Consider the following 24,835-nt stretch of genomic DNA (forward strand, 5'->3'; position numbering starts at 1 on the left):
TCGCCTCTGATTCTCGGTTCGAGTGCTGGAGGAGCGCGGCACACGCTCGAAGCCGCGCTCGTCCATGTCCCACGCGGGGTGTCGCGAGCGCCCGCCAGCGAACGTCACCGAATAGGTATCCATTTTGGTCCACCGGTAAACGCGGAATGCTCTGTCGGCGGCCTGCGAATGCGGCGCCTGCAGAAGCATGGCGATATCGATTTCGTTCCGGCGGGAGTCGACGGCGTCTGGGAGGACGACGGGGATTGCCGGATTCTGCGCTTGGGCTTTCATGCATCGCTGCTGGAGCAGGTCGCGGGGGAACTCGGAAAGGATTCCGCAAAGATCGAGTTCCTTCCGCGGCTTCAGATTCGTGATGCGCGGATCGAAGCGATAGGTTGGGCCATCAAGGCGGATCTCGACGCTGATACGCCATCCGATCCGCTCTACGTCGATCTTCTCGCCAATGCGCTGGCGGTCCGGCTGATCGAAATCGCCACTGCCCGTCGCCACCAGGCGGAAGGCTCGGATGGGCCGAGGTTGTCCGCGCGCCAACTGAGCATGCTGACCGAGTTCATCGAGGCGAATCTCGATCAGAAGCTTTTTCTCGCCGATCTGGCGGCAACGACGGGGATCAGCTCGACGCGTCTCAAGTCCCTGTTTCGAAACAGCACCGGATCGTCTGTGCATCAGTACGTGATCCGTCGTCGCATTGAATATGCACGTGGGCTGATCGCCACGACGGCCATGCCGATCAGCGAGATCGCCCTGGCCACCGGTTTTGCGCATCAGAGCCATATGGCCTCGACGATGCGTCGCGTTCTTGGCCAGACTCCCGGCGAGATCGCTGGCCCCTCGCGCAAATTCCGGCCGAAATTGCAAGGATCGGCCTGAATCTGCGCGATGCCGCCTGCTCGATCGCCTAGCGTTGCGCATCGCAATCAGGGAATCGAGCATGTTCGCAATCGTCGGCGCGGCCGGAAAGGTCGGCTATTCAACCTCATTGGCGCTACGCGAGGCGGGCCTTCCGGTCAGGGCGATCCTGCGTGATCCGGCAAAGGCGGCGCGGCTCGCAGAGATCGGCTGCGACGTTGCGCTGGCCGATCTGCAGGATTCCACAGCCCTTGCCGGTGCGATTGCCGAGGCGGAAGCCGTACAGATCATCCTTCCGGTGTCGCCGCAAGCGATGGACACGGCCGGAGATATGCGACGATCGATCGAACGCCTCGTCGCCGCCCTGAAGCAGGCGCGTCCACAACGGGTGCTGGCAATCTCGGATTATGGCGCTCACGTCGCCGAGGACATCGGAATGCCCTCGATGTTCCGGACCTTCGAGGAGCGCCTCGGCCAATTCGCCGGCCAGAAGCTGTTCCTGCGTTCTGCCGAACATATGGAAGGCTGGGCGCGCGTGGTCCCAATGGCCATGGCGTCCGGCATCCTGCCCAGCTTTCACGAGCCGGTCGACAAGCCGCTTCCGATGATCTCTGCCCGGGATCTCGGCCGAATCGCGGCAGATTTGTTGTCGAGGCGTGTGACCCCGAAAGCGCTGGAGGTCATCCATGCCGAAGGAGCGCGCCGCTACAGTCCCAATGATGTGGCGGCCGCGCTGAGCCTGCTATTGGGCCGGCCGATCGAGGCTCGGGCCGTCCCTCGCTCTCAACGGGAGGAGAGCTTGGAGCGCCTCGTGAGCGCGAGCACTGCGGAACTCCTGTTCAAGCTTTACGACGCCCACAGCAGGGGCAATCTGATAGAGATCGAGCCGAATGCCGGAGAGCTTCGCCATGGGACGACGGAGCTGGTCGACGCCCTGCGGGCACAATTGCCAAACGGCTCCGTGGTTGCATAGGCGAAGGAGGCACGGTCCTTCAGGGCTCCCGTCCATCGCGCCGCCGGATCGGAACGTGCCACAAACTCCGGCTTCGTTTCGCCGGCCGCGCCCCAGGCCACCTCGTCGAGTGTCGTGATACTCGCGCACCGACCGGCGCGTCTGGGCTGGATCGTGCCCTGCTACGCCGGCGATGCTGCGTCGCCCTCACAAAACTTATCCCCGCCCTTTCAACCCAAGCCTATTCTCGGCCCACCTCATCCCCGAGGGGCAGCCATCCGGAGGCATGTCGTGTGGCGGGATGGGGTCGGCGCCTGCGGCTGGCCTTGCACGCCAGTCCCGGGAGGCTTCGGGGCACCGCTCTGGGGGTACTACGGCCCCTGCGCGAGGAGCTCGCTGGGAGGCTCGAAGGGAAAGGTTCTGCAACCCGAGACGCGACGAGGCCGGCATCGGACCGGGAAGTGCGAACCACTTTTCGGGATCATCCGATGCACGAGACAAAGCGGAGCGCAGCGCGTTCCGTGCCGAACTGGCGTCGAGGCGAGCGGGACCGGAACCGGAGAGCTGAAGAAGCGCGGCCCGGAGTCTAGATGAGAACGCCGATAGGCGGAGCGCCACGGGGCGTGCGGAAGGTGGCTCAATCCTTCCGCGCCGCATCCTGGCTCAATGGAAGCGGCCCGATACCCCCGCGCCTCGCGGCGCTCCGCTGCCCCTCGATATTTCGAAACGCTCGTGCGGCAGCGCGGGCGGGTGAAGACGCATGCGTGAACCCCGACAGAGAACTCGCGAACTCGGGAACCCCATTCGGCCCCAGATTCCCGGGTTGACCCGGGGTCACCCAGGGATGACGGCTGATACGAGGCGGTTCCGTCTGCGGCTTGCATCCGCCGGCTGCAACGGCCAGTTTGGGCGCCGTCTGGATACGAGGCTGCGCAAGGGCGCCGCGGGGGAAGCGGAATGGATCTGTCGGGCTACAATATCGCCGTCATCGTCGTCGTTGCCCTGGTCGTCCTGACGATCGCGCGCGGCGTCCGCACCGTTCCGCAGGGCTACAACTATACCGTCGAGCGCTTCGGTCGCTATTCCCGCACGCTCAGCGCGGGTTTGGGCCTGATCGTGCCCTATATCGACCGGATCGGGCACAAGGTGAATGTGATGGAGCAGGTCCTCGACATTCCCTCGCAGGAGGCGATCACCAAGGACAATGCCGGCGTGCGTATCGATGCCGCCGCCTTCTATCAGGTGCTCGACGCTGCCAAGGCCTGCTACGAGGTCTCCTCGCTGAACGACGCGCTGATGGTCCTGACGATGACCAATATCCGCACGGTGGTCGGTTCGATGGATCTCGACCAGCTTCTCTCGCATCGCGACGAGATCAACGAGCGGCTGCTACGCGTCATGGACGCCGCCGCTTCGCCCTGGGGCGTCAAGGTCACGCGTATCGAGATCCGGGATATCCTCCCGCCCGCCGATATCGCCGGCGCGATGAACCGGCAGATGAAGGCCGAGCGCGAGAAGCGCGCTGCCGTGCTCGAGGCCGAAGGCCTCCGGCAGGCCGAAATCCTCAAGGCCGAGGGCCAGAAGCAATCGCAGATCCTCGCCGCCGAGGGCCGCAAGGAGGCGGCGCTGCGCGATGCCGAGGCCCGGGAACGGCTGGCGCAGGCGGAAGCCGCGGCCACCGCCATGGTCTCGGAGGCGATCAGCAAGGGCGACATCCAGGCCGCCAACTTCCTGATCGCGGAGCGTTATACCGATGCGCTGAAGGCGATCGCCAGCAGCAACAACAGCAAGGTGGTGATCGTGCCGATCGAGGCCGCGGCGCTCGCCGGCACGGTCGGCGGCATCGCGCAGCTCACCAAGGCCGTCTTCGGCGAGGATGCCGCCGCTGCCCGCCGCGGTCCGGGGACGGTTCCGGCCTCGGGCCGGACAAGCGGCTGAGGCTATCATGCCCGACTGGCTCATGACCCATAGCGGCTGGCTCTGGGCGATCCTCGGCCTCCTCCTTATCGGCGGGGAGATGCTGGCGCCCGGCGTCTTCCTGATCTGGCTCGGCCTCGCCGCGCTCATTACCGGCGCGATCGTCGGCATTGCCGGCCTCGGCTGGCAGGCGGCGGGAATCGTCTTCGCGATCCTTGCGGTCGCCTGCGTCGCCGCGGGGCGCGTGCTGACACGCCGCCGGAGCGAGGAGCCCGACGCCGCGACCGGTCTCAACGATCGCGGCCGCCAGCTCATCGGCAAGGTCTTCCGGCTGGAGGCGACGATGACCGGCGGAGAGGGGCGCATCCGCGTCGGCGATTCCTCCTGGCGCGTCATCGGGCCGGAGCTGCTCGCGGGCAGCGAGGTCAAGGTGGTGCGCGTCGACGGCGCGACGCTCGTGGTCGAAAAGGCGTGACGCCGCGCTGCGCTTTCGCGGCGCATTCGAACCGAAAGCGTTTGCCTCCCGCGCCATGAGGACTATAGCAACCGCTCCTCCACGAGCGCAGCAGCCATGACCAGCCCCAGCGAACGCCTTTCCCTTCCGAAGGACCGCATCAAGGTCCTGATGCTGGAAGGCATCAATGATTCCGCCGTCGAGCTGCTGCAGCAGGCCGGATATGCCAATCTGGAGCGGCTGCCGAAGGCGCTCGATCGCGATGCGCTGCTCAAGGCGATCCAGGGCGTGCATGTCCTCGGCATCCGTTCGCGCACGCAGCTCACCCCGGAAATCTTCGCCGCCGCCGACCGGCTCTTCGCCGTCGGCTGCTTCTCGGTCGGCACCAATCAGGTCGATCTGGAGGCGGCGCGCCAGCGCGGCGTGCCGATCTTCAACGCGCCCTTTTCCAACACACGCAGCGTCGCCGAGCTGACGATCGGCGAGATCGTCATGCTGCTCCGGCGGATTCCCGATCGCTCGCGTTCGGCGCATGAGGGCGGCTGGGACAAATCGGCCAACGGCTCCTTCGAGGTGCGCGGCAAGACGCTCGGCATCGTCGGCTACGGCAATATCGGCAGCCAGCTCTCGACGCTGGCCGAGGCGATGGGCATGCGCGTGGTCTATCACGATCACACCGACCGGCTGCGCCACGGCAACACCGAGCCGACGACGAGCCTGAACGCCCTGCTCGAGGTCGCCGACATCGTCTCGCTGCACGTGCCGGAGACGCCGCAGACGGCGGGCATGATCGGCGCGGCCCAGGTCGCGGCGATGAAGAAGGGCGCCTATCTCATCAACAATTCGCGCGGCACCGTCGTCGATCTCGACGCGGTCGCGGCGGCGCTGAAGAGCGGGCACCTCGCCGGCGCGGCGGTTGACGTCTTCCCGGTCGAGCCCGCCTCCAATGCCGAGCGCTTCGTCTCGCCGCTGCAGGGCTTGTCGAACGTGATCCTGACGCCGCATATCGGCGGCTCGACCGAGGAGGCGCAGGAGCGCATCGGCGCGGAGGTTGCGCGCAAGCTCGTCGATTATTCCGATGTCGGATCGACGGTCGGCGCGGTCAATTTCCCGCAGGTGCAGTTGCCCGCGCGCGCCATCGGCACGCGCTTCATCCATGTCCAGCGCAATGTGCCGGGCATGCTGCGGCGCCTAAACGACGTCTTCGCCAGCCGCCAGGTCAACATCGCCGCGCAGAATTACCAGACGGACGGCGAGGTCGGCTATGTCGTGATGGAAGCGGACGGGGTGTCGATCGACGAGGCGCGCGACATCCTCCGCGAGCTTCGCGCCCTCGACGGCACGATCCGCGCCCGCCTGCTTTACCAGCGCGATTGAGCGTCAGGTCTTCTTCGCCTTGGCGCCGGGCTTGATCGGCGTCTGTATCGCGACGGGGTCGCTGGCGGGGAAGGTGTCCTTCAAGGCCCGGTTGAGTTCGGCATCCTTGCCGTGCTCGCGCGCGTATTTGCGCTGCTCTTTCTGCTCCTGACGCAGGCTTTCCTTGGCGGGATTGGCCGTTGTCGTCATGGTCGGTCTCCTTCGGCGTGGATGGCTTGTAGGAGCAACGCGGCAGAGCCGAGCCCGTTCCGCCAGAACGCCAGCGCAGGCGCGCCATGAGGAAGCGGGCGTGCCTCTGGACCCGGGCATGCAGCCTTCCCATCTGGTGAAGCCACGTCTTCCCGCCGGCTTTCCTCCCGGCGCCAGCCAGCAGGACCCGCCATGGTCGCGATCTCCGTCCTCGATCTCGTTCCCGTCGTCGAAGGGGAGGGACCGCGCGAGGCCCTGCTGAAGTCGATCGATCTCGCCCGCCATGCCGAGAAGCTCGGCTACAACCGTTACTGGGTGGCCGAGCACCACAACATGGTCGGCATCGCCAGCGCCGCGACCTCGGTGGTGATCGGCCAGCTCGCAGCCGCCACCAGCACGATGCGGATCGGCGCCGGCGGCATCATGCTGCCGAACCACGCCCCGCTCGTCATCGCCGAGCAGTTCGGCACGCTGGAGGCGCTTTTCCCCGGCCGCATCGATCTCGGCCTCGGCCGGGCGCCCGGCACCGACCAGCTGACATTGCGCGCGCTGCGCCGCAGCCCGATGTCCTCCGACAGCTTCCCGCAGGACGTGCTGGAGCTGCAGGCGCTGTTTGCGCCGGCGGGGCCGAACCAGGCGATTCGCGCGGTGCCGGGGGAGGGGCTCAACGTGCCGCTCTGGATTCTCGGTTCGAGCCTGTTCGGTGCGCAGCTCGCGGCGGAACTCGGCCTGCCCTACAGCTTCGCTTCGCATTTCGCGCCGGATGCGCTGATGCAGGCGCTCGCGGTCTATCGCGAGCGCTTCAAGCCCTCGGAGCAGCTGCAAAGCTCCTATGCGATGCCCGGCATCAATGTCGTCGCCGCCGAGACCGACGAGGAGGCGCGCCATCTGGCGACCTCGCTGCAGCAACGCTTCGTCGGCATGGTCCGCGGTGCGCGCGGCAAGCTCCAGCCGCCGATCGACGATATCGAGCAATACTGGTCGCCGGCAGAGAAGGCGCATGTCTCGCAGATGCTGCGCTACGCTTTCATCGGCTCACCCGAAACGTTGAAGCGCTCGCTCGGGGCCTTCGTGCGCGAGACAGGCGCCGACGAGATCATGATCACGGCGCCGATCTTCGACCATGAGAAGCGCAAGCGCTCCTTCGAACTCGTGGCGGGAATCGCGTCGGAGTTCGGCAGGGTGCGCGGGGCAGCCTGAGGCTGCGCAGCCAGTCGTCGGACCGCATTATGTTGCGCAACACGCGCAACATGTTTGCTTCTGCGATGAAGATGCATTTGCAATAAAAATGCAAATGAGAGTGATTATCAGATAGGGGAATTTGCAAAACCGCGCGTTCGCGGTATCTCCGTGACATGACCGAAGTGGATCGGCGCATTGCCGTGTTCGAGAGCCAGCTCAAAGGGGCCGGGCTGCGCATGACGCAGCAGCGGCGGCTGATCCTGCGCGTGCTGGCGGAGGCCGACGACCACCCGGACGCCAAGGGCATCTTCACCCGCGCCTTCGCGCTCGATCCGACGCTGTCGCTCTCGACCGTCTATCGCACGATGAAGGTTCTGGAATCGCAGGGCGCGATCGAGCGCCATGCCTTCGAAGATGGCGTCTCGCGCTATGAGCATGCCGACCAGGAGCATCACGACCACCTGATCGATATCGAGTCGGGCCAGGTGATCGAGTTCTCCTCGGATGCGATCGAGGAGCTGCAGCGGCGCATCGCGGCCGAGCTCGGCTACGAGCTGGTTCGTCACAGGCTCGAGCTCTACGGCCGCAAGAAGCAGCCGGTGAGAAAATCGTCGCCGCGCAAGCGCAGCTAGCGCCTGCTGGGTTTTGACGGAACCACGCCGTCATTCCGGGGCTTCGCGTCAGCGAAGAGCCCGGAATCCATGAACGCGGGATCAGACGAGAGGCGCGGTGGATCGGGAGCCCTTTTGACGGGCTGTCGTGTTCATGGGTTCCGGGCTCGGGCCTGCGGCCCGCTCCGGAATGACGGCGTGGTTCCGTGTTAAACCGGCGTGCTCCAGACTTCCCGTCTTCGCAGCTGCTTCAGCCGTCGACGATGTCGTCGTATTCGCGATGTTTCGCGATCCAGCCCTTTAGGAACTCGCAGCGGATCACGGCCTTGCGCCCGCTCGCCCGGATCAGCTCGAAGACGCCCTTCGCCAGCCGCGAGCCGATGCCCTGCCCGGCGAACTGCTCGGGGACTTCGGTATGGAGCAGTACCAGCCGGTTGCCGTCGCGCCGATAAGCGACGAGGGCCGTGCCGCCGTCGAGCGTCAGTTCGAAGCGGTTCTGCTCGGGCTTCTCGACGACATCCATGTTCAGCTCCTTCGGCTCAGCCTTGCGCTTCCGAACGCCACGGATAGCTCCAGGTTTCCGTCAGCGTCTTGTTGCCGCTCCTGAGGAAGGCCCGCATCTCGGCGAGCTGGCCGGGCTCGACCACGACGTCGATGAAGGCGCGGAAGCCGTCGGTCTTCGGGTTCGGCACGATGAAGGCGCGGTCGATGCGGCCATAGGCGATCGAGGGCACGATCTCGACCTTCTCCGGCTGTTTCAGGAAGTAGTCGAGATCGCCGCCGGCGAAGTCGATGATGAAGCGCCGCGCTCCGTCCGTCACCGGCTCGCCGGAGCCGAGCGCCTTGGGCCGCGCCTGATAGGTGTTGATCACGCGCCCGCCCGGATGCAGCTCGCTGGAATCCATCATGGCGATGAGCTTGTAGCCGAAGGAGAATTCGCGGCCCGGCTCCAGCGGCGTCTTCGGCGCCCAGAGCGCGACGATGTTGTCGTTGGTCTCGTCGGTGGTCGGCAGCTCGATCAGCTCGACGACGCCTTCGCCCCAATCGCCCTGCGGCTCGATCCAGTAGGAGGGCCTGAGCTCATAGGCGAGATCGAGGTCCTGGTAATGCTCGAAGGTGCGGTCGCGCTGCATCAGGCCGAAGCCGCGGACATTGCGCTCGACGAAGGAGGAGACCGCCTGCTGCTTCGGATTGCGGAGCGGACGCCAGATCCATTCGCCGCTGCCGGAATGGATCATCAGCCCGTCGGAATCATGCAGCTCGGTGCGGAAATCGTCGAAGAAGCGGCGGTCGTTCTCGCCAGTGAAGAACATGGAGGTCAGCGGTGCTAGCCCGAGCTTCTCGACGGGCTTGCGCGGGAACAACGTCGCCGCGACGTCGATCACCGTGTCGAGATCGGGGTAGATGGTGAAGCGGTAGGCGCCGGTCACCGAGGGTGAATCGAGCAGGGCGTGGACGATGACGCGCTCCGCATCGGCGGTGGGCGACTCGATCCAGAACTCGCGGAAGACCGGGAATTCCTCGCTCGCCGTGCCGGCGCCGATCGACAGCCCGCGCGCCGAGAGGCCGTAGCGCTGGCCGCGCCCGAGCACGCGGAAATAGCTCGCGCCGATGAAGGAGATGAGTTCGTCGAGGATGCGTGGGTCGTTCAGCGCGAAGTGCAGGCGGAAGCCGGCGAAGCCGAGATTGACCGGCAGCGGCTTGTCGAACTTGACCTTGCCGTAATCGAACAGGTTGGCCGCGTAGGGCACGGGCGTCGGCACGCCGTCGCGCACGACGTTGACCGTGACGGGCCGGGTGAAGAGGAAGCCCGGATGGAACATCTGCATGCGGAAGGGCGAGCCGTTCTGCGCCAGCAGCGCCCGCTCGGGCCGGAAGCGGATGTCGCGCCAGGAATCGTAGTCGAGCCTGGCCAGCGCCTCGGGCAGGGCCGGGCTCGGCTCATAGGGAACGGCGGCTATCTCGCGGGCCCGGCGCTGGACATCCTCGAAGGCGAAGCGCGGCTGCGGCGGCGCGGCGGGCGGCGTCGGCTGGGGCGCGCCCTGGGGCTGAGGCTGCTGCGCGAGCAGGACGGAAGGCGCTGCCGAGAGGCAGAGCGCGGCTGAGAGTCCACCCAATACCCGGCGGCGGTCTGTCGTTGTCATGCGTGGTCCGTGTTCCCGTCGGGCCGGCGGCGAAACATGCGCGGCAGCCGTGACTTAAGGCCATCAAATGGGGCCGGTCTAGGGCATCTGCCATTGACAGGAGATGAAGATGCCGCAACCTTCGCGACCGGCCGGATGCGGCCAGCCGCTCGCGCCCGCAAGGGTAAGGTGAACGCATCCAGACAAGTCCCTGTCCTGATCCCGATCGACTCGTGGACGGATATCGGCAAGGCGAGCCCCGATCGATCCCGTCCGAGCGAGAAGGATCACGACGATGCGTAGCTTCCGCGATGCGAAGCAGATGGCGAAAAGCCTGCGCGAGACCATGGCCGCAAGGCAGGTTCCGCTGTCCCACTCCGAAACCCTCGAGATCGTCGCCCGCCAGTTCGGCTATGACGACTGGAACGTGCTGGCGGCGAAGATCGGCGAGTCCGGGCTAGGAGCACCGGAGGATCAGCCCAATGAAGCCGTCCGGCTTCAGATGGGCATTCCGATCCTCAGGATCTTCGACGAGGCCAAGGCGAAGGAGTTCTATCTCGATTTCCTCGGCTTCACGATGGACTGGGACCACCGCTTCGGGCCGAACATGCCGCTCTACATGCAGGTTTCGCGGTCGGGCCTGCAGCTTCATCTCTCGGAGCATCATGGCGACGCCAGCCCGGGCTCGACCGTCTTCGTCTGGATGCAGGGGGTCGACGCCTTCCGCGCCGAGCTCATCGGCAAGCGCTATACCTATTCGAAACCCGGCATCCAGGAGGAGGGGCCGGGCGGGCGGACACTCGAGGTTCCCGACCCGTTCGGCAACCGGATTCGCTTCTGCGAGAAGCGCAGCTAACCCATAGCCGGCGAAGCGCTTTCCGCCGTCAACCCGCTTCCGGATAAGCGCAGATCGGCCCTGCAAAAAAATGCGGCTCCGGACTCACAAAACACTTGTGGTCCGGGGTCTGCATCCGTATATCGCGTTCACCCAATTCGCACGTGCCTGTGGCCGCGTGCTGGTCGGTGGGCATCCGGACAAGAGGCCGGACAGCCGCCAGGGGTTGGAGGACGGATGGAGGGGATGGACATCCCTCAAATCACGCCTCCCAGTCTCCGCAAGGAGATTGTTCCCCGACACAGACCAGCAGCCGGAGGCAAAACCGGCGAACCCCGAATCTCCACGGGGGACGCAGCTTAAAGCAACGACGGAGCGGGCTTTTTTGGTCTCGCCGGCTTTCCACAGGCCGGCACCGAAGAGGCTTGTCCTTCATTGCCGGCCGTGCGGGGTCTTCCCCAATCGAACGGTGTTTCGGGTCCGGACGGTTCGTCCGCTGGAGCAGGCGTCTCCAAAGCGCCTCGCGACTGCGACGATTCATTCCGGCGATACATCGCATCGACGCCGCTTGCGTCGAAGGGGAGTCGCGTCTCATGACCGACCGCATCCGTGAGTTTCTTCGTACCCGCCGCGAGGACGGGCCCTGCGTCGTCATCGACACCGATGTCGTGCGCGAGAACTATCATGCCTTCGCCCGCGCTCTGCCCGACACCCGCGTGTTCTACGCGGTGAAGGCGAACCCGGCGCCGGAGGTGCTCGCGCTGCTGGCCAAGCTCGGCTCCTGCTTCGATTGCGCCTCGGTCGTCGAGATCGAGCTCGCGCTCGCTGCCGGCGCCACTGCCGACCGCATCTCCTTCGGCAACACCATCAAGAAGGAGCGCGACGTCGTGCGCGCCATGGAGCTCGGCGTGCGCCTCTTCGCCGTCGACTGCACGGCCGAGGTCGAGAAGGTCGCCCGCTCGGCGGACAAGACCGGCACGAAGGACGCGCGCATCTTCTGCCGCATCCTCTGCGACGGCGCCGGCGCCGACTGGCCGCTTTCGCGCAAGTTCGGCTGCGTGCCCGAGATGGCCGCGGACGTGCTCGAGCACGGCTATCGCCTGGGGCTGACCGCCTATGGCATCTCGTTCCATGTCGGTTCGCAGCAGGCGAACGTGAACGCCTGGGATTCGGCGCTCGCTTCGGCTTCGGCGATCTTCAAGGAGTGCGCCACCCGCGGCATCTCGCTATCGATGGTCAATCTCGGCGGCGGCTTCCCGGCGCGCTACCTGAAGCCGATTCCGGGCGTGCCGTCCTATGGCGACGCGATCTTCCGGGCGCTGTCGAAGCATTTCGGCAACCAGCTGCCCGAGACGATCATCGAGCCGGGCCGCGGCATGGTCGGCGAGGCCGGCCTGATCGAGGCCGAGGTCGTGCTGATCTCGAAGAAGGCCGAGAGCGACGAGGTGCGCTGGGTCTATCTCGACATCGGCAAGTTCAACGGTCTCGCCGAGACCATGGACGAGGCGATCCGCTATCCCATCCGCACCGCCCATGATGGCGATGCGACCGTCCCGTGCGTGCTCGCCGGCCCGACCTGCGACTCGGTCGACGTCATGTACGAGAAGACCCCGTACATGCTGCCCTTCTCGCTGGAGATCGGCGACAAGGTGCTGATCGAGGGCACGGGCGCCTATACGACGACCTATTCGGCCGTCGCCTTCAACGGCTTCCCGCCGCTGAAGCAGTACGTCATCTGACGTCGGAAGGGGCGAGAGCCCCTTCCCAACCCATCGGGTCCGGCGAAGCGCCCTGCCAGAATTCGGCAGGCTGCCCGGCGAAATCCGGGCGGAGCGTGCGCATCTCCAAGAATGGAGCATGCGGGCGTGGCTCCCGCCGGACCCCCTTCCACACAACCCATCCGCTTGTGGCCGCGCTTGCGCGGCGCCGGGAAGGTTCGTCGGTTTCTTGCGCGAATTCTGATCGCCGGCCGTTCCGGCCGGCGGAAAGCGCGAGGCGAACGCTCCGGCAGGAGGTACGTCATGATCACGATCCGCGACGAGATCGCCACCGATATCCCCGCCCGCGAGGCGCTGCTCGACCGTTGCCTCGGCGAGCGCCGCACCGCGAAGTCGAGCGAGCGCCTGCGCGAGGGCCGGATCCCGGCCGAAGGCCTGGCGCTCACGGCCGAGCGTGACGGCGACGTGCTGGCGACGGTTCGTCTCTGGCATGTCGAGGCGAACGGGGTGCCCGCGCTGCTGCTCGGCCCGCTGGCGGTCAAGCCCGAGCTGCAGGGCGAGGGCCTCGGCAAGGCGATGATGCGCGAGGCGCTCTGGCGCGCCGCCTGCCGCGGCCATGGTGCCGTCATCCTCGTCGGCGATGCGCCTTACTATGCCCGCTTCGGTTTCGATCCGGCGCTGACGCGCGATCTCGCCATGCCCGGCCCGGTCGAGCGCGAACGCTTCCTCGCCATCGAGCTGCGCGATGGCGCGCTCGACGGCGCTGAGGGCGTGCTGGCCGCCGCCGGCGCGCCGATCCCGGCCACCGCCGAGGCGGCGGAGGTGGCGCAGGCCGCCTGACATTCACGACCCGTCATCGCGCCGTCATCGCCCGGCGCTTTCCATGCGATGGCCGCGTGGAGAGCGCCGCGGCGATTGACGGCGCGATTTTGCGCCCATACGACCCTTTTTACCGCTTTCCCCACGAACCCAGGAGTTTGGAAGAATGACGAATTGGCCCGTCTACGGCGAGATCACCGGCCCGATCGTGATGATCGGTTTCGGCTCGATCGGCCGCGGTACGCTGCCGCTGCTCGAACGGCACTTCAAGTTCGACAAGAGCCGCTTCGTCGTCATTGCTCCAGATGATTCCAATCGCCACCTGCTCGACGAACGCGGCATCCGCTTCGTCCAGGAAGCGCTGACGCCGGCAAACTACAAGGACATCTTGGAGCCGTTGCTGACCGCCGGCGGCGGGCAGGGCTTCTGCGTGAACCTGTCCTGCGACACCGGCTCGCGCGACCTGATGGAATTCGTCTCCAGCCTCGGTGCCCTCTATATCGACACGGTCAACGAGCCCTGGCTCGGCTTCTATTTCGACGACAGCAAGGGCGCGGCCGAGCGTTCGAACTACGCGCTGCGCGAGATGACGCTGGCGGCCAAGCGCGCTCGTGCGCCGGGCTCGCCGACGGCCATCTCCTGCTGCGGCGCCAATCCCGGCATGGCCTCCTGGCTGGTGAAGCAGGCGCTGATGAACATCGCCGGCGAGATGCGCCTCAACGCGCCGGAGCCGACCACCCGCGCCGAATGGGCGGGGCTGATGCAGCGCGTCGGCGTCAAGGGCATCCATATCGCCGAGCGGGACACGCAGCGCTCGCGCAACCCCAAGCCGCCGGGCGTCTTCGTCAACACCTGGTCGGTCGAGGGCTTCATCGCCGAAGCCGTGCAGCCTGCCGAGCTCGGCTGGGGCACGCATGAACGCTGGATGCCGGCGAATGCCCATACGCATGAGGTGGGCTCGCAGGCCGCGATCTATCTGATGCAGGCCGGCGCCGAGACCAAGGTGCGCAGCTGGTGCCCGACGCCGGGACCCCAATACGGCTTCCTGGTGACGCATAACGAGTCGATCTCGCTCGCCGACTACTTCACCGTGCGCGACGAGAGCGGCAAGGCGGTCTATCGCCCGACCTGCCACTACGCCTATCATCCGACGAACGATGCGGTGCTCTCGCTGCACGAGATGTTCGGCAATGTCGGCCGCCCGCAAAGCGAGCATCACATCCTCGAGGAGGGCGAGATCGTCGACGGCATCGACGAGCTCGGCGTGCTGCTCTACGGCCACGAGAAGGGCGCCTACTGGTACGGCTCGCAGCTCTCGATCGAGGAAGCGCGCCAGCTCGCGCCCTATCAGAGCGCGACCGGCCTGCAGGTGACGTCTTCCGTGCTCGCCGGCATGGTCTGGGCGCTGGAGAACCCGCGCGCCGGCATCGTCGAGGTCGAGGAGATCGACTTCAACCGCTGCCTCGAAATCCAGCAGCCCTATCTCGGGCCGGTGAAGGGCTACTACACCGACTGGACGCCGCTCGACGGTCGCCCGGGGCTGTTCCCGGAAGACATCGACACCAGCGATCCCTGGCAGTTCCGGAACATTCTGGTGCGGTGAACGAGGGCGTCATCCCGTGCGCGCTGCGGCATGCAATGCCGCGGCGCGTGCGGGGTGACACGCTACATCCGGCGGACGACCTTCACGCCCGCCAGCAGCCACGCCCCGGCCAGGAAGAAGACGATCAGCACCGCGAGCCCCGCGCGCTGGCTGGCGAAAGCGGTCGTCGCCAGCGCGACCAGCGTCGGGCCCATGAACGACGTCACCTTCCCCGACAGGGCGAACAGCCCGAAGAACTCGCCGATGCGTCCCTCCGGCGCCAGCCGCGCCATCAGGCTGCGCGAGGCCGCCTGCAACGGGCCGGCGACGAGGCCGATCAGAAGGCCGAGCCCGAGATAGACCCGCTCCGGCATCGAGGCGAACAGCCCGTCGCCGGGTGTGGCCGGCGTCGCGGGGATAAAGAAGAACACATGGTCGGCACCGAGCGAGAGGATGCCGAGGCAGGCGAAGAGCAGGCAGGCGATCGAGCCGAGCACCACCGGCTTGCCGCCGATGGCATCGTCGAGCTTGCCGCCGAGCCAGGCGCCGAGCGTGCCGGTGACGGTGAGCAGGATGCCGAAGACGCCGAGCTCGATGGTCTGCCAGCCGAAGACGCCGGCCGCATAGATGCCGCCGAAGGCGAAGAGCGCGACCAGCGCATCCTGATAGATCATGTTGGCGAGCAGGAAGCGGCCGAGCGACGGCAGCTTCGGCAATTCGGCCAGCGTGTCCTTCAGCCGCCCGACGCCGCCCTTGGCAGCCTCGGCGAGGCGCATGCCGGTCGGGGTCGAATCCGGCGTGAACAGGAACATCGGCGTCACGAAGACGATGAACCAGAGCGCCGTGAGCGGGCCGGAGAAGCGGTCGCCCTCGCGTGCGGCGGCATCGAGCCCGAAGATCGGCGCGATGCCCGCCAGCGTCCTGCCGGTCTGCGGGTCGGCCGCCAGCAGGCCCAGCGTGATCGCCAGCGAGAGCAGTCCGCCGAGATAGCCGATCGCCCAGCCGGTGCCAGAGAGCCAGCCGAGCCGCTCGGGCGGCACGAGCCGCGTCATCATGGCGTTGTTGAAGGTGGTGGCGAATTCGGCGCCGATCGTCGCGATGATGAAGCCGGCCAGTGCGATAGGCACGGCCAGCGTGGAACCCGGCACGGAAAACCAGAGCAGCCCCGAGCCGATGACGAGCAGCGCTCCGAACGCGGCGATCCATGGCTTGCGCGGCCCTGTCCGGTCGGCGATGCCGCCGAGCAATGGCGAGAGCAGCGCGATGCACAAGCCCGCAAAGCCGGTGGCATAGCCCCAGAGCGCCTGGCCCTCGGTCGCGTCCCGCGCCAGCGCCGAGGCGAAGAAGGGGGCGAAGACGAAGGTGGTGATCAGCGTGAAGAAGGGCTGCGCCGCCCAGTCGAAGAACAGCCAGGCCGTGACCGCACGGCGCGGCGGATAGCCGGCGGATGGGGCCGCCGGCGCAATGGCGGGAGCGGCGGAATTCACTGGAGCGTCGTATCCGGATCGCCGCCACCGCGGGCGAGCTCGATCTCGGTGATCGCGACCAGAACCTCGGCGCGATCCTTCAGCGTCTGCGCCTCCAGCAGGGCCTGCTTCTCGCGCGGCCCGAACGGGCACATCATCGAGAGCGCGTTGACCAGAGCCTCGTTGGGCGCCTCGTTGACGCCCTTCCAGTCGATCTTGAGATCGTTGGCCTTGGCGAAGTCGCGGAGCGCCTTGAGCAGGCCCTTGCGGTCGACCTCATCCTCGCCGGTGCGGGCGACGAAATCCGTCGCGAAAACCTCGTAATCGACCCGGGCCTGCCGATAGGCCGTCATCGCCGAAAGCTCATCGAGCAGCCGAAACCGGCTGATCCCGGTCAGGGTGACGATGTAGCGGCCATCGCCGGTCTCCGAGAACTGGGTGATGCGCCCGAGGCAGCCGACCTTCAGCAGCGGCGGGATCTCCGGCTGGCGGCCGGTCTCCGGTTCGGGCTGGATCATGCCGATGACGCGCTCCGTCTTCAGCGCGTCGTCGATCATGGCGAGATAGCGCGGCTCGAAGATGTTCAGCGGCATCTGGCCGCGCGGCAGGAGCAGGGCGCCGCTCAAGGGGAAGAGCGGGATCACCTCGGGGCAATCCTTGGCGCTTCCATAGACGGCGTTCATGCCCATCAGCGCTTCCGTCCTCTCGGTGGTCAGGAGAACAACAGGGTCGACAGCTTGCGGCGGCCGGCGACGCTCGCCTCGTCCATCGGGCCCCAGGCTTCGAAGAACTGCAGGAGCTGCTTGCGCGCGCCGTCGTCGTTCCACGTCCTGTCGGCCCTGATGATGGCGATCAGATGGTCGACCGCCTCGTCGCGCCGGTCGCGGGCATTGAGCGCCAGCGCGAGATCAAAGCGGGCCTGATGATCCTTCGGGTCGGCGGCGACCTTCGCTTCCAGTTCGGCGGTGTCGCCGAGCGAGGCGGCCTGCTCGGCCAGATCGATCGCGGCGCGCACGGCCGCGATCGTCGGATCGCCGGCCTTGTCCTCCGGCACCATGGCGAGAATGCCCTTGGCGCCCTCGATATCGCCGGTATCGAGATGCAGCCGCGCCAGCCCGGCGATGGCGGCGAGATTTTCGGGCTCCAGCTGGAGCACGCCGGCATAGAGCTCGCTGGCGCCGGCTGCGTCGCCCGCCTCGGCGGCGGCCTGCGCCTCCGCGATCAGCTCCTCGGTGGCGCCCGGCCCCATCGGCCCGACCAGGCGCTCGATGAAGGCCTTCACCTGGCTTTCCGGCTGGGCGCCCATGAAGCCGTCGATCGGCTGGCCCTGCTTGAAGGCGATGACGGCCGGAATCGACTGGATGCCGAGCTGGCCGGGAATCTGCGGGTGATCGTCGATGTTCATCTTGACGAGCTTGACCTTGCCGCCGGCCGCCTTGACCACCTTCTCGATGACCGGCGTGAGCTGCTTGCACGGGCCGCACCAGGGCGCCCAGAAATCGACCAGCACCGGCTGCTTCATCGATTCAGCCACCACGTCGTCGCGGAACCCCTGCGTCGTGGTGTCCTTGATCAGGCCGGGTTGCCCGGCTGCCTCGCCATTGACCAGCATGGGTCGTCCTTCGTGATGCTCGCTGTGACGCCCGCGTGCCATGTGGCCGCCGGCGCAGTCGCGTCATAGATGGGATGCTTCAGCCGTTCTGTCCATCGGGCGGGACCGGCAAATCGACGATCAGCGGCTCATGGCCGGTCCCCCGGAAGAAGGCGAGGAGATCGTCGCGGCTGACCCGCAGCGTCGCGGTGTTGATCAGCGGGTGGAAATTGACGTCCTCGCCCGTCGCCAGATTGGCGTCGAGGATCATGGTCACGGCCTTCTCCCGATCGTTGATGACGGCGAAGGCGGTGACGGAGCCCGGCGTCACGCCGAGCCTTTCCATCAGCAGCTCGGCAGAGCCGAAGGACAGCCTGCCGCTGGCGCCGATGCGCTCGTGCAGGCGCTTGAGGTCGATCCGCGCGTCGGCTTCGGCGGAGACGAGGAACAGCCGGCCCTTCTTGTCCTTCAGGAAGAGGTTCTTGGTGTGCAGCCCCTGCAGCGGCTCGCGATGGGCTGTCGATTCGGCGACGGTGAAGACCGCCGGATGATCGATGCGATGGAAGGCGATACCCTGCGCGGTGAGATGATCGCAGAGCGCTTCGGGGGTCACGGGGGTGTTCATGGCGAGACGGTCGATGATCGCGGAGGGGCGGCAAACGGTGGGGTCGGTCAGCATGGCGCGATGCCCGGCCTCGATCGGCTGATCGGGCCCGCATGCATGCCACCCCCAATGCCTAGCTTCCCGCAAAGCCGGCGGCAAGGTGTCGCCGAGGCTGCGGTTTCATCAACCGCCGGCAAAAAACTTTCGACAGGCGCTTGCACTCCGACGCGCTTTGGGGCAATAACCCGACCGCGCCGCACGGCGCGACTGTCTCGGATGCGGGTGTAGCTCAGGGGTAGAGCACAACCTTGCCAAGGTTGGGGTCGAGGGTTCGAATCCCTTCGCCCGCTCCAGACAATCTCAAGGCTTGAGAAGCATGCAAGCGTCGGGTTTCCCGGCGCTTTTTGCTTTTTCGGCTCGGATAATTCGCCGCCATTTCTGAAAGTGCCAGAAAGCCCGTGGTTACCCGCGGGTTACAAGTTCTCTCCGGCGCGATTCACACAGCTCACTGTTTGAAGCATTTCTCTCGGTGCCAGGGACGGATGTGAGCTGCAGCGACTTCAGCCCCGCCGCCACTGATCGGCTTTATATCGCGCAGCGTTCGTCGTAAGCGCGCAGGACGATGCGGCGAAGAACGCGATCGAGGACAATCCGGGAAGTCAGAGTGACAGGCAGCGGCGAGGGGCGCCATCGGCGCTTCTCGGAGGCGCTGCCTTACGCCGTTACTTCCTCGCCGCTTCCAGTCTCGATCAAGCTGGCGGAATGCCTGCGCCAACCGCGAGCGAGCTGGCGCAGGCGGATTTGCGCTCAGATGCCCCTGATCAGACCGCCGTCGATCCGGATCTTGGCGCCCGTCACATAGCTCGCCCGCTCGCTGGCGAGGAAGGCGACGACATCGGCGAATTCCTGCGGCTTGCCGTAGCGGCCGGCCGGGATCGCCGCCATCGAGGCTTTCGCCACCGCGTCGCGCGTGCCGCCGCTGCGGGCCGCCGCGGCGTCGTCGAGCTGGTCGACGCGGTCGGTGTGGATGCGGCCGGGCAGGACGACATTGACCGTCACGCCGCTGCCCGCGACCTCCGAGGCCAGCGTCTTCGACCAGCCGATGACGGCGGCGCGGATGCCGTTGGAGAGGGCGAGGCGCGGAATCGGCTGCTCGACGCCGGAGGAGGCGATGGTAACGATGCGGCCGAAGCCACGCTGCGTCATGCCGGGCAGGAGCTGCTGCGCCAGATGGAAGAGATTGGCGGCCATGCCCTCGAAATGAACGAGCCAGTCGGCCCGCTTGGCGTCACGGGCCTCGCCGGGCGGCGGGCCGCCGGAGTTGCCGATGAGGATGTCGACGCCGCCTTCCGCGACGAGACGCTCCGCGAGCGCATCGACCGAGGCGAGATCGGCAAGGTCGAGCTTCGCGGCGCTGACGCGGGCGCGCTGCTCCGCAGGCAGGGCGGCGATCCAGCTTTCCGTGACATCGGTGCTGCGGGCGGCGGCGATGACGGTCGCGCCCTCCGTGGCGAGCGCCTGCGCGATCGCCGCGCCGAGCCCGCGGCTCGCGCCCAATACGAGCGCGCGCTTTCCAACAAGTCCCAGATCCATCAGCCGATCTCCTTCAGGCGCTGTTCCTGCCGCGCGATGAGCCGTTCGATATCGGCGATATCCGCCTTGGACAATGCTCCGCCCGGCTTGCGCAAAGCGCCGGAGGCGATGGCGCCGCGCTTCGCCAGGATATGCTTGCGGATGGCGAGGCCGAGGCCGGGCTGCTGCTCGTAGCGGGCGAGCGGCAGATAGGCGTCGAACAGGTTATGCGCGCGCTCGACATTGCCGGCGGCATGGGCCTTCCAGACATCCACCATCATCTCGGGATAGGCGAAGCCGGTCATGGCGCCATCGGCGCCGCGCGAGAGCTCTTCCGGCAGGAACATGCCGCCATTGCCGACGAGGATCGAGATGCGGCGGCCGCCCTGGTCACTTGCCGCGCGCAGCGCCGAGATCTTGGCGAGTCCCGGCCAGTCCTCATGCTTGAGCATGACGCAGCTCGGATGGGCGGCGACGATCTTGAGGATCACGGCCGGGGTGATCTGCACCTGCGTGACCAATGGGAAATCCTGCAGCACGAACGGCGTCTTCGGGCCCAGCGTCTCGGCCACCATCGCGTAGTAGGAGGTGATCTGGTCGTCGGTGCGCAGGTTGGAGGGCGGCGCGACCATGACGCCGGCGGCGCCGTCGCCCATCACGCTCTCGCTGAGCTCGCGCATAGCGGCGAAGCCGGCTGCGGAGACGCCGGCAACGACCGGAACGCGGCCCTGCACGCGCGCCAGCACGCGGCGTACGAAGATGCGGGATTCATCCGCCGTCAGCTTGGGCGCCTCGCCCATCATGCCGAGCACGGTGAGGCCGGTCGCGCCCTTCTCCAGATAGAAATCGACCATCCGGTCGGTGCTTTCGAGATCGAGCGCGCCGGTCTCGGTGAAGGGTGTCACCGCGATGACGTAGACACCCTCAGCGGTTTCATCGAGCAGAGCCATGATCGTCCTCAGTTGGTGGGGGAAGCGGGCAGGAGCTTGCCCGGGTTCAGCAGGCCTGCCGGATCGAGCAGGTGCTTGAGCTGGTGCATCAGTTCGAGTTCGAGCGGCGCCTTGCGCAGGGGCATCTCGCCGACGCGCAACTGGCCGATGCCGTGCTCGGCGCTGATCGAGCCGCGCCGGCGGCCGATCTCGTCATGGACGATGCGGGTGAGGCCCGGCGCGATCGCCGCGAAATCGGCCGGGGCCTGTCCCTCAGCCGGCAGCAGGTTGTAATGCAGGTTGCCGTCGCCGAGATGGCCGAAGACGATCGGCCTGATGCCGGGCGCTGCAGCCCGTACGGCCGCGTCGGTCGCCGTGACGAAATCGGCCATGGCCGAGACCGGCATCGAGACGTCGTGCTTGGCCGCCTTGCCCTCCCGCACCAGCGCCTCGGAGACGCCTTCGCGGATGCGCCAGAAGGCCTTGGCCTGGGTCCCGTCCTGCGCGACGGCCGCGTCGAGCACGAGGCCGGCTTCGACGCTATCGATCAGCCCGGCTTCGAGGCGCTCGCGCAGTCCGGGTTCGTCGTCCTGGTCCGACAGCTCGATCAGAACCGCGGCGGGCGGCATCGCGGCAAGCGGCAGGCGGGCGTCGCCGATATGGCGCAGGATCAGCGCCAGGCACTCGCCCGTCATGAACTCGAAGGCGGTCAGCCGGTCGCCGCAACGATCACGGACCGCCGAGAGCAGGGCGAGCGCGGCCGCCGCATCCTGAACCGCGACGAAGGCGGTGGCGCGGGCATGGGGCCGGGCGAAGAGCTTGAGCACCGCGCCGGTGATGATGCCGAGCGTGCCTTCCGAGCCGATGAAAAGGTCGCGCAGGGCGTAGCCGGTATTGTCCTTGCGCAGCGCCGTCAGCCCGTCCCAGATGCGCCCATCGGCGAGCACGACCTCGAGGCCGAGGGTGAGTTCGCGCATGGTGCCGTAGCGAAGCACCGCGACGCCGCCGGCATTGGCCGCGAGATTGCCGCCGATGGTGCAGCTGCCTTCGGCGCCGAGGCTGAGCGGGAAGAAGCGTCCGGCCTGCTGCGCGGCTTGTTGCACCTTCGCGAGCACGACGCCCGCATCCACGGCGATGGTGTTGCCGATGATGTCGATATTGCGAATGCTATTCAGTCTCATAAGCGACAAGACGATGGCATCGCCGGTCTTATCCGGTGTTGCACCGCCGGACATGCTGGTGTTGCCGCCCTGCGGGACGACAGGAATTCTGTGACGCGCGCAGATCCGCATCACGGCCGCGACCTCCGTGGTCGAACCCGGCCGGACGACGGCTCGCGCGGCACCGCGATACTTGCCGAGCCAGTCGGTCAGGAAGGGGGCCTGGTCCTGCCCGGAGACGAGGACATTTGCCTCGCCGAGAGCCCCGGCGAGTTCGGCGATCAGATCATCCATGGTTCAGCCTTTGCGGAGGGGGCGCCCGCCCCAGCCCAGCCGGACGCGCCCGATCGCCATCGTCACGGCAGCCTGCGTCGGTTCCACGATCGGGATGCCGAGTTCCCGTTCCAGCGGCTCGCGGAAGCGCGCCATGCCGGCGCAGCCCATGACCAGCACATCGGCATGGTGCGTGTCGCGCAGCGTGCGGCCGACGCCGATCATGCGGCCCAGTGTCAGTTCATCGTCGGCCATCTCGGCGATGGTGAGATTCACCGGCAGGTCGCCGGCGAAGCGATCCATCATTCCCATCGCGCCGAGATAGCGCAGATGGCGCGGGATCGAGTTCTGCAGCATCGCGACGATGCCGAAGCGATGGCCCAGCGTCAGCGCCGTCAGCGCGCCGGTTTCGGCGATGCCGAGCACGGGCTTCTTGCTCTGCTCGCGCAGGGAGTGCATGCCGGGGTCCGAGAAGCAGGCGATGACGAAGGCTGCGGCTTCATTTTCGAGGCCGGCCGCGCGCTTCAGCAGGGCCGGGATCAGCCCGTCGACATCGCGTTGCGACTGGATCCCGGGCGGGCCATCGGCCAGCGTCAGGCATTCGATCGCGGGGCCGCCGGCCATGCGCAGCGGCGCGACCGCGACATCGATCTCCTTGGTCACGCGCTCGGTCGAGTTGGGATTGATGACGTAGATCGTACCGCTCACGATGCCTCTCCTTCAGCCGCAGCAGCCGCCTTTTGGCGCTCGCGCCAGCCATCGAGCGTCTGGCGCGGCGCCTGGAAGCGGTCGCGCAATGTGACGTACCAGTCGGCGCCGTGCAGGCGGCCGACGAGATCGAGCTTGTCGATATCAACGTGCAGGCGCTCGTCGACTATGCCGTCGCGGATATGGATGTGCTGGATTTCGCCGACGACGAGATTGCGATGCCGGGTGCCGAGCGAGAGCGAGACCGTCTCGCGGCATTCGAGCTGGACGGGGGAAGCGGCGAGCCTCGGCGCCGCGATCGAAACACTCGCAGCCGTCTCAAGTCCGGCCGCCTCGATCTCGTCGATGTCGCCGGGGAAATCGATCGCGCAGACCTGCATCGCCTCGACCAGCGCCCGGTCGACGAGATTGACGACGAAGCCGCCGGTCTCGCGGATGTTGCGCATCGTGTCCTTCAGCGGCGAAGGCGCCTTGTCGCGTCCTTCGATGCCCAGCACGACCAGTGGCGGTGCATGGCTGAAGACGTTGAAGAAGCTGAAGGGTGCGGCGTTCGCGCGCCCCTGCGCATCAACCGTGGTGACGAGCGCGATCGGGCGCGGCAGCACGGTGTTGACGAGGAGCTTGTAGAGGTCGCGTTCCGGAAGGTCGCCCGCTGCCCAATCCATCGGCTCAGCCCAGGCTCACATCGAGCAGGCGAACGGTCTCAGCCAGCACGCGGGCGCCGTCTCCGGCTTGCTCGGACGTGATCGATTCCTCCGGCGCATGGCTGCGCCCGTCGAGGCATGGCACGAAGATCATGCCGATCGGGCCGGTCTGCGCGACGAAGACGCCGTCATGGCCGGCGCCGCTCGGCAGGTCGCGCGTGGCGAGGCCGAGCGAGGTGGACGCATTGGCGATCGCCGATCGGATTTCCGGCGCGCAGGCCGTCGGCGCGACATGGCTGATCGGCTCGACGGCGATGGAGAGCCTGAGGTCTTCGAGCGCGGGGCGCAGATCGCGCACCAGAGCTTCGCCGAAGGCTTTGACCGCGGCCTCGTTGCCGGAGCGCACCTCGAGCGTCAGCACGGCCTCGCCCGGCACGGCATTGGCCGCGTTGGGGCTGACCTCGATGCGGCCGAAGGTGGCGACCAGGGGCTGGTTGTCACGGGCGGTCGCGAGTGCCCGCTTGTAGGCGGCCTCGACCAGCTTCGCGGCGCCGACCAGCGCATCGGCGCGCAGCGGCATCGGTGTTGCGCCGGCATGGTCGGCGCGACCGGTCACGGTGATGCGCTCGCGGCGGATGCCGACGATGTCGGTGACGATGCCGATCGGGATGCGCTCGTTCTCGAGCACGCGACCCTGCTCGATATGGACCTCGACATAAGCAGCGACGCTTCCGGCGGGGCGCTTGACCGCAGCCAGCTCCTCGGGCCGGCCGCCGACGAAGGCGATGCCTTCGCGCAGCGTCATGCCGTCGGGGCGGGTCAGCGCAAGGTGATGCTCGCCCAGGGCTCCGGCGAGAGCGCGGCTGCCGATGCAGGAGAGACCGAACTCGCTCGGCTCTTCGGCGAGGAAGTCGACGACCTCAAGCGTATGGCGCAAACGGTCGCCGCGCTCGCTGAAGCTCTGCGCGACTTCCAGTGCGGCGAGCACGCCGAGGATGCCGTCATAGCGGCCGCCGGAAGGCACGGTGTCGGAATGCGAGCCGATGAGGATCGGCTTCAGCGCCTGATCGGCCCCGGCGAGACGGCCGATCAGGTTGCCGGCCGCGTCGAGTTCCGTTTCAAGCCCGGCGTCGCGAAACTGCGCCGCCAGCCATTCGCGGCCTTCGAGGAAGCGCGGCGTGAAGGAGCGGCGCGTCCACGGGCGCTCCGGGTCGGTGATCCCGGAGAGCGCCTCGATCCTCCGCCAGAGCCGGTCCTGATCGATCGACATGATGCGC

The 24,835-nt window shown here is 67.2% G+C and carries 24 protein-coding genes, 1 tRNA gene and 2 pseudogenes; 12 read left to right on the forward strand and 15 right to left on the reverse strand.

The window, feature by feature from the left end:
* Positions 1 to 168: 168 nt before the first annotated feature.
* Positions 169 to 873 (forward strand): helix-turn-helix transcriptional regulator, encoded by a 705-nt coding sequence (locus tag AC2FAN_RS14555; protein ID WP_485174968.1) that lies wholly within the window; start codon positions 169 to 171, stop codon positions 871 to 873.
* 61 nt (positions 874 to 934) lie between these two features.
* Positions 935 to 1,825: an NmrA family NAD(P)-binding protein gene (locus tag AC2FAN_RS14560; RefSeq protein ID WP_485174970.1), complete on the forward strand. Its 891-nt coding sequence runs from the start codon at positions 935 to 937 to the stop codon at positions 1,823 to 1,825.
* On the opposite strand, the pseudogene AC2FAN_RS14565 reads toward AC2FAN_RS14560, so the two are convergent.
* Positions 1,816 to 1,981: pseudogene (locus AC2FAN_RS14565) on the reverse strand (IS5/IS1182 family transposase); the annotation flags it as partial. The gene AC2FAN_RS14560 and the pseudogene AC2FAN_RS14565 sit on opposite strands and share 10 nt — an antisense overlap.
* 780 nt (positions 1,982 to 2,761) lie before the next feature.
* Here AC2FAN_RS14565 and AC2FAN_RS14570 point away from each other — a divergent pair.
* The 3 genes from AC2FAN_RS14570 to serA all read left to right on the forward strand — a co-directional run bounded on the left by AC2FAN_RS14570 (position 2,762) and on the right by serA (position 5,552).
* Positions 2,762 to 3,742 (forward strand): SPFH domain-containing protein, encoded by a 981-nt coding sequence (locus AC2FAN_RS14570; protein WP_485174972.1) that lies wholly within the window; start codon positions 2,762 to 2,764, stop codon positions 3,740 to 3,742.
* A gap of 7 nt (positions 3,743 to 3,749) precedes the next feature.
* Positions 3,750 to 4,196 (forward strand): NfeD family protein, encoded by a 447-nt coding sequence (locus AC2FAN_RS14575; protein WP_485174974.1) that lies wholly within the window; start codon positions 3,750 to 3,752, stop codon positions 4,194 to 4,196.
* 96 nt (positions 4,197 to 4,292) lie between these two features.
* Positions 4,293 to 5,552: a phosphoglycerate dehydrogenase gene (gene serA / locus AC2FAN_RS14580; RefSeq protein WP_265050638.1), complete on the forward strand. Its 1,260-nt coding sequence runs from the start codon at positions 4,293 to 4,295 to the stop codon at positions 5,550 to 5,552.
* A 3-nt stretch (positions 5,553 to 5,555) separates the two neighbouring features.
* On the opposite strand, the gene AC2FAN_RS14585 is transcribed toward serA, so the two are convergent.
* On the reverse strand, positions 5,556 to 5,741 hold the full coding sequence (locus tag AC2FAN_RS14585) for a hypothetical protein (protein ID WP_476806999.1): 186 nt from the start codon (positions 5,739 to 5,741) through the stop codon (positions 5,556 to 5,558).
* 192 nt (positions 5,742 to 5,933) lie between these two features.
* On the opposite strand from AC2FAN_RS14585, the gene AC2FAN_RS14590 reads away from it, so the two are divergent.
* Positions 5,934 to 6,941: an LLM class flavin-dependent oxidoreductase gene (locus AC2FAN_RS14590; RefSeq protein WP_476807000.1), complete on the forward strand. Its 1,008-nt coding sequence runs from the start codon at positions 5,934 to 5,936 to the stop codon at positions 6,939 to 6,941.
* A gap of 155 nt (positions 6,942 to 7,096) precedes the next feature.
* Positions 7,097 to 7,555, forward strand: a complete 459-nt coding sequence (locus tag AC2FAN_RS14595) for a Fur family transcriptional regulator (protein WP_265050636.1) — start codon at positions 7,097 to 7,099, stop codon at positions 7,553 to 7,555.
* Between the two features lie 229 nt (positions 7,556 to 7,784).
* Here the strand turns inward: AC2FAN_RS14595 and AC2FAN_RS14600 are convergent, their stop codons facing one another.
* Together AC2FAN_RS14600 and AC2FAN_RS14605 are read right to left on the reverse strand one after the other, a co-directional pair.
* Positions 7,785 to 8,057 (reverse strand): GNAT family N-acetyltransferase, encoded by a 273-nt coding sequence (locus AC2FAN_RS14600; protein WP_485174977.1) that lies wholly within the window; start codon positions 8,055 to 8,057, stop codon positions 7,785 to 7,787.
* Positions 8,058 to 8,073: 16 nt separating this feature from the next.
* Positions 8,074 to 9,678 carry an OpgD/OpgG family glucan biosynthesis protein gene (locus tag AC2FAN_RS14605; RefSeq protein WP_265050634.1) on the reverse strand — a complete coding sequence of 535 codons (1,605 nt, stop codon included), beginning with the start codon at positions 9,676 to 9,678 and terminating at the stop codon, positions 8,074 to 8,076.
* A gap of 274 nt (positions 9,679 to 9,952) precedes the next feature.
* On the opposite strand from AC2FAN_RS14605, the gene AC2FAN_RS14610 reads away from it, so the two are divergent.
* The 4 genes from AC2FAN_RS14610 to AC2FAN_RS14625 all read left to right on the forward strand — a co-directional run bounded on the left by AC2FAN_RS14610 (position 9,953) and on the right by AC2FAN_RS14625 (position 14,632).
* Positions 9,953 to 10,513 carry a glyoxalase superfamily protein gene (locus AC2FAN_RS14610; RefSeq protein ID WP_485174979.1) on the forward strand — a complete coding sequence of 187 codons (561 nt, stop codon included), beginning with the start codon at positions 9,953 to 9,955 and terminating at the stop codon, positions 10,511 to 10,513.
* A gap of 572 nt (positions 10,514 to 11,085) precedes the next feature.
* Positions 11,086 to 12,231 carry a type III PLP-dependent enzyme gene (locus tag AC2FAN_RS14615; RefSeq protein ID WP_485174981.1) on the forward strand — a complete coding sequence of 382 codons (1,146 nt, stop codon included), beginning with the start codon at positions 11,086 to 11,088 and terminating at the stop codon, positions 12,229 to 12,231.
* Between the two features lie 282 nt (positions 12,232 to 12,513).
* Positions 12,514 to 13,050 carry a GNAT family N-acetyltransferase gene (locus tag AC2FAN_RS14620; RefSeq protein ID WP_485174983.1) on the forward strand — a complete coding sequence of 179 codons (537 nt, stop codon included), beginning with the start codon at positions 12,514 to 12,516 and terminating at the stop codon, positions 13,048 to 13,050.
* Positions 13,051 to 13,195: 145 nt separating this feature from the next.
* Positions 13,196 to 14,632, forward strand: a complete 1,437-nt coding sequence (locus AC2FAN_RS14625) for a homospermidine synthase (RefSeq protein WP_485174985.1) — start codon at positions 13,196 to 13,198, stop codon at positions 14,630 to 14,632.
* Between the two features lie 62 nt (positions 14,633 to 14,694).
* Here the strand turns inward: AC2FAN_RS14625 and AC2FAN_RS14630 are convergent, their stop codons facing one another.
* From AC2FAN_RS14630 to AC2FAN_RS14645, 4 genes are all read right to left on the reverse strand, one after another.
* Positions 14,695 to 16,098 (reverse strand): MFS transporter, encoded by a 1,404-nt coding sequence (locus AC2FAN_RS14630; protein WP_485174987.1) that lies wholly within the window; start codon positions 16,096 to 16,098, stop codon positions 14,695 to 14,697.
* On the reverse strand, positions 16,095 to 16,766 hold the full coding sequence (locus AC2FAN_RS14635; protein ID WP_485174989.1) for an LON peptidase substrate-binding domain-containing protein: 672 nt from the start codon (positions 16,764 to 16,766) through the stop codon (positions 16,095 to 16,097). The genes AC2FAN_RS14630 and AC2FAN_RS14635 overlap by 4 nt, the downstream gene beginning before the upstream one ends.
* A gap of 23 nt (positions 16,767 to 16,789) precedes the next feature.
* On the reverse strand, positions 16,790 to 17,689 hold the full coding sequence (trxA, locus tag AC2FAN_RS14640) for a thioredoxin (RefSeq protein ID WP_485175248.1): 900 nt from the start codon (positions 17,687 to 17,689) through the stop codon (positions 16,790 to 16,792).
* A gap of 79 nt (positions 17,690 to 17,768) precedes the next feature.
* Positions 17,769 to 18,347: a prolyl-tRNA synthetase associated domain-containing protein gene (locus AC2FAN_RS14645; RefSeq protein ID WP_485174991.1), complete on the reverse strand. Its 579-nt coding sequence runs from the start codon at positions 18,345 to 18,347 to the stop codon at positions 17,769 to 17,771.
* A 203-nt stretch (positions 18,348 to 18,550) separates the two neighbouring features.
* On the opposite strand from AC2FAN_RS14645, the gene AC2FAN_RS14650 reads away from it, so the two are divergent.
* A tRNA-Gly gene (locus AC2FAN_RS14650) sits at positions 18,551 to 18,625 on the forward strand.
* 182 nt (positions 18,626 to 18,807) lie between these two features.
* On the opposite strand, the pseudogene AC2FAN_RS14655 reads toward AC2FAN_RS14650, so the two are convergent.
* From AC2FAN_RS14655 to AC2FAN_RS14685, 7 genes and pseudogenes are all read right to left on the reverse strand, one after another.
* Positions 18,808 to 18,929: pseudogene (locus tag AC2FAN_RS14655) on the reverse strand (HNH endonuclease); the annotation flags it as partial.
* A gap of 150 nt (positions 18,930 to 19,079) precedes the next feature.
* The gene (locus AC2FAN_RS14660; RefSeq protein WP_485174993.1) at positions 19,080 to 19,865 is read right to left on the reverse strand and encodes an SDR family oxidoreductase; all 786 of its coding nucleotides are present in this window, start codon (positions 19,863 to 19,865) and stop codon (positions 19,080 to 19,082) included.
* Entirely contained in the window at positions 19,865 to 20,794 is a 930-nt protein-coding gene (locus AC2FAN_RS14665; RefSeq protein ID WP_476806533.1) for a dihydrodipicolinate synthase family protein, read from the reverse strand. The genes AC2FAN_RS14660 and AC2FAN_RS14665 overlap by 1 nt, the downstream gene beginning before the upstream one ends.
* A gap of 8 nt (positions 20,795 to 20,802) precedes the next feature.
* A complete protein-coding gene (locus tag AC2FAN_RS14670; protein WP_485174995.1) occupies positions 20,803 to 22,227 on the reverse strand; it encodes an FAD-binding oxidoreductase in 1,425 nt (474 codons plus the stop codon).
* A gap of 3 nt (positions 22,228 to 22,230) precedes the next feature.
* Entirely contained in the window at positions 22,231 to 22,914 is a 684-nt protein-coding gene (locus tag AC2FAN_RS14675; protein ID WP_485174997.1) for an aspartate/glutamate racemase family protein, read from the reverse strand.
* Positions 22,911 to 23,579, reverse strand: a complete 669-nt coding sequence (locus AC2FAN_RS14680; protein ID WP_476806536.1) for a flavin reductase family protein — start codon at positions 23,577 to 23,579, stop codon at positions 22,911 to 22,913. Before AC2FAN_RS14680 ends, AC2FAN_RS14675 begins: the two co-directional genes overlap by 4 nt.
* A gap of 4 nt (positions 23,580 to 23,583) precedes the next feature.
* Complete coding sequence (locus tag AC2FAN_RS14685; RefSeq protein ID WP_485174999.1) at positions 23,584 to 24,828, reverse strand: hydantoinase/carbamoylase family amidase; 1,245 nt, start codon at positions 24,826 to 24,828, stop codon at positions 23,584 to 23,586.
* Positions 24,829 to 24,835: the final 7 nt, after the last annotated feature.

This window comes from Allobosea sp. RIT-PG3_2 (assembly GCF_057321085.1).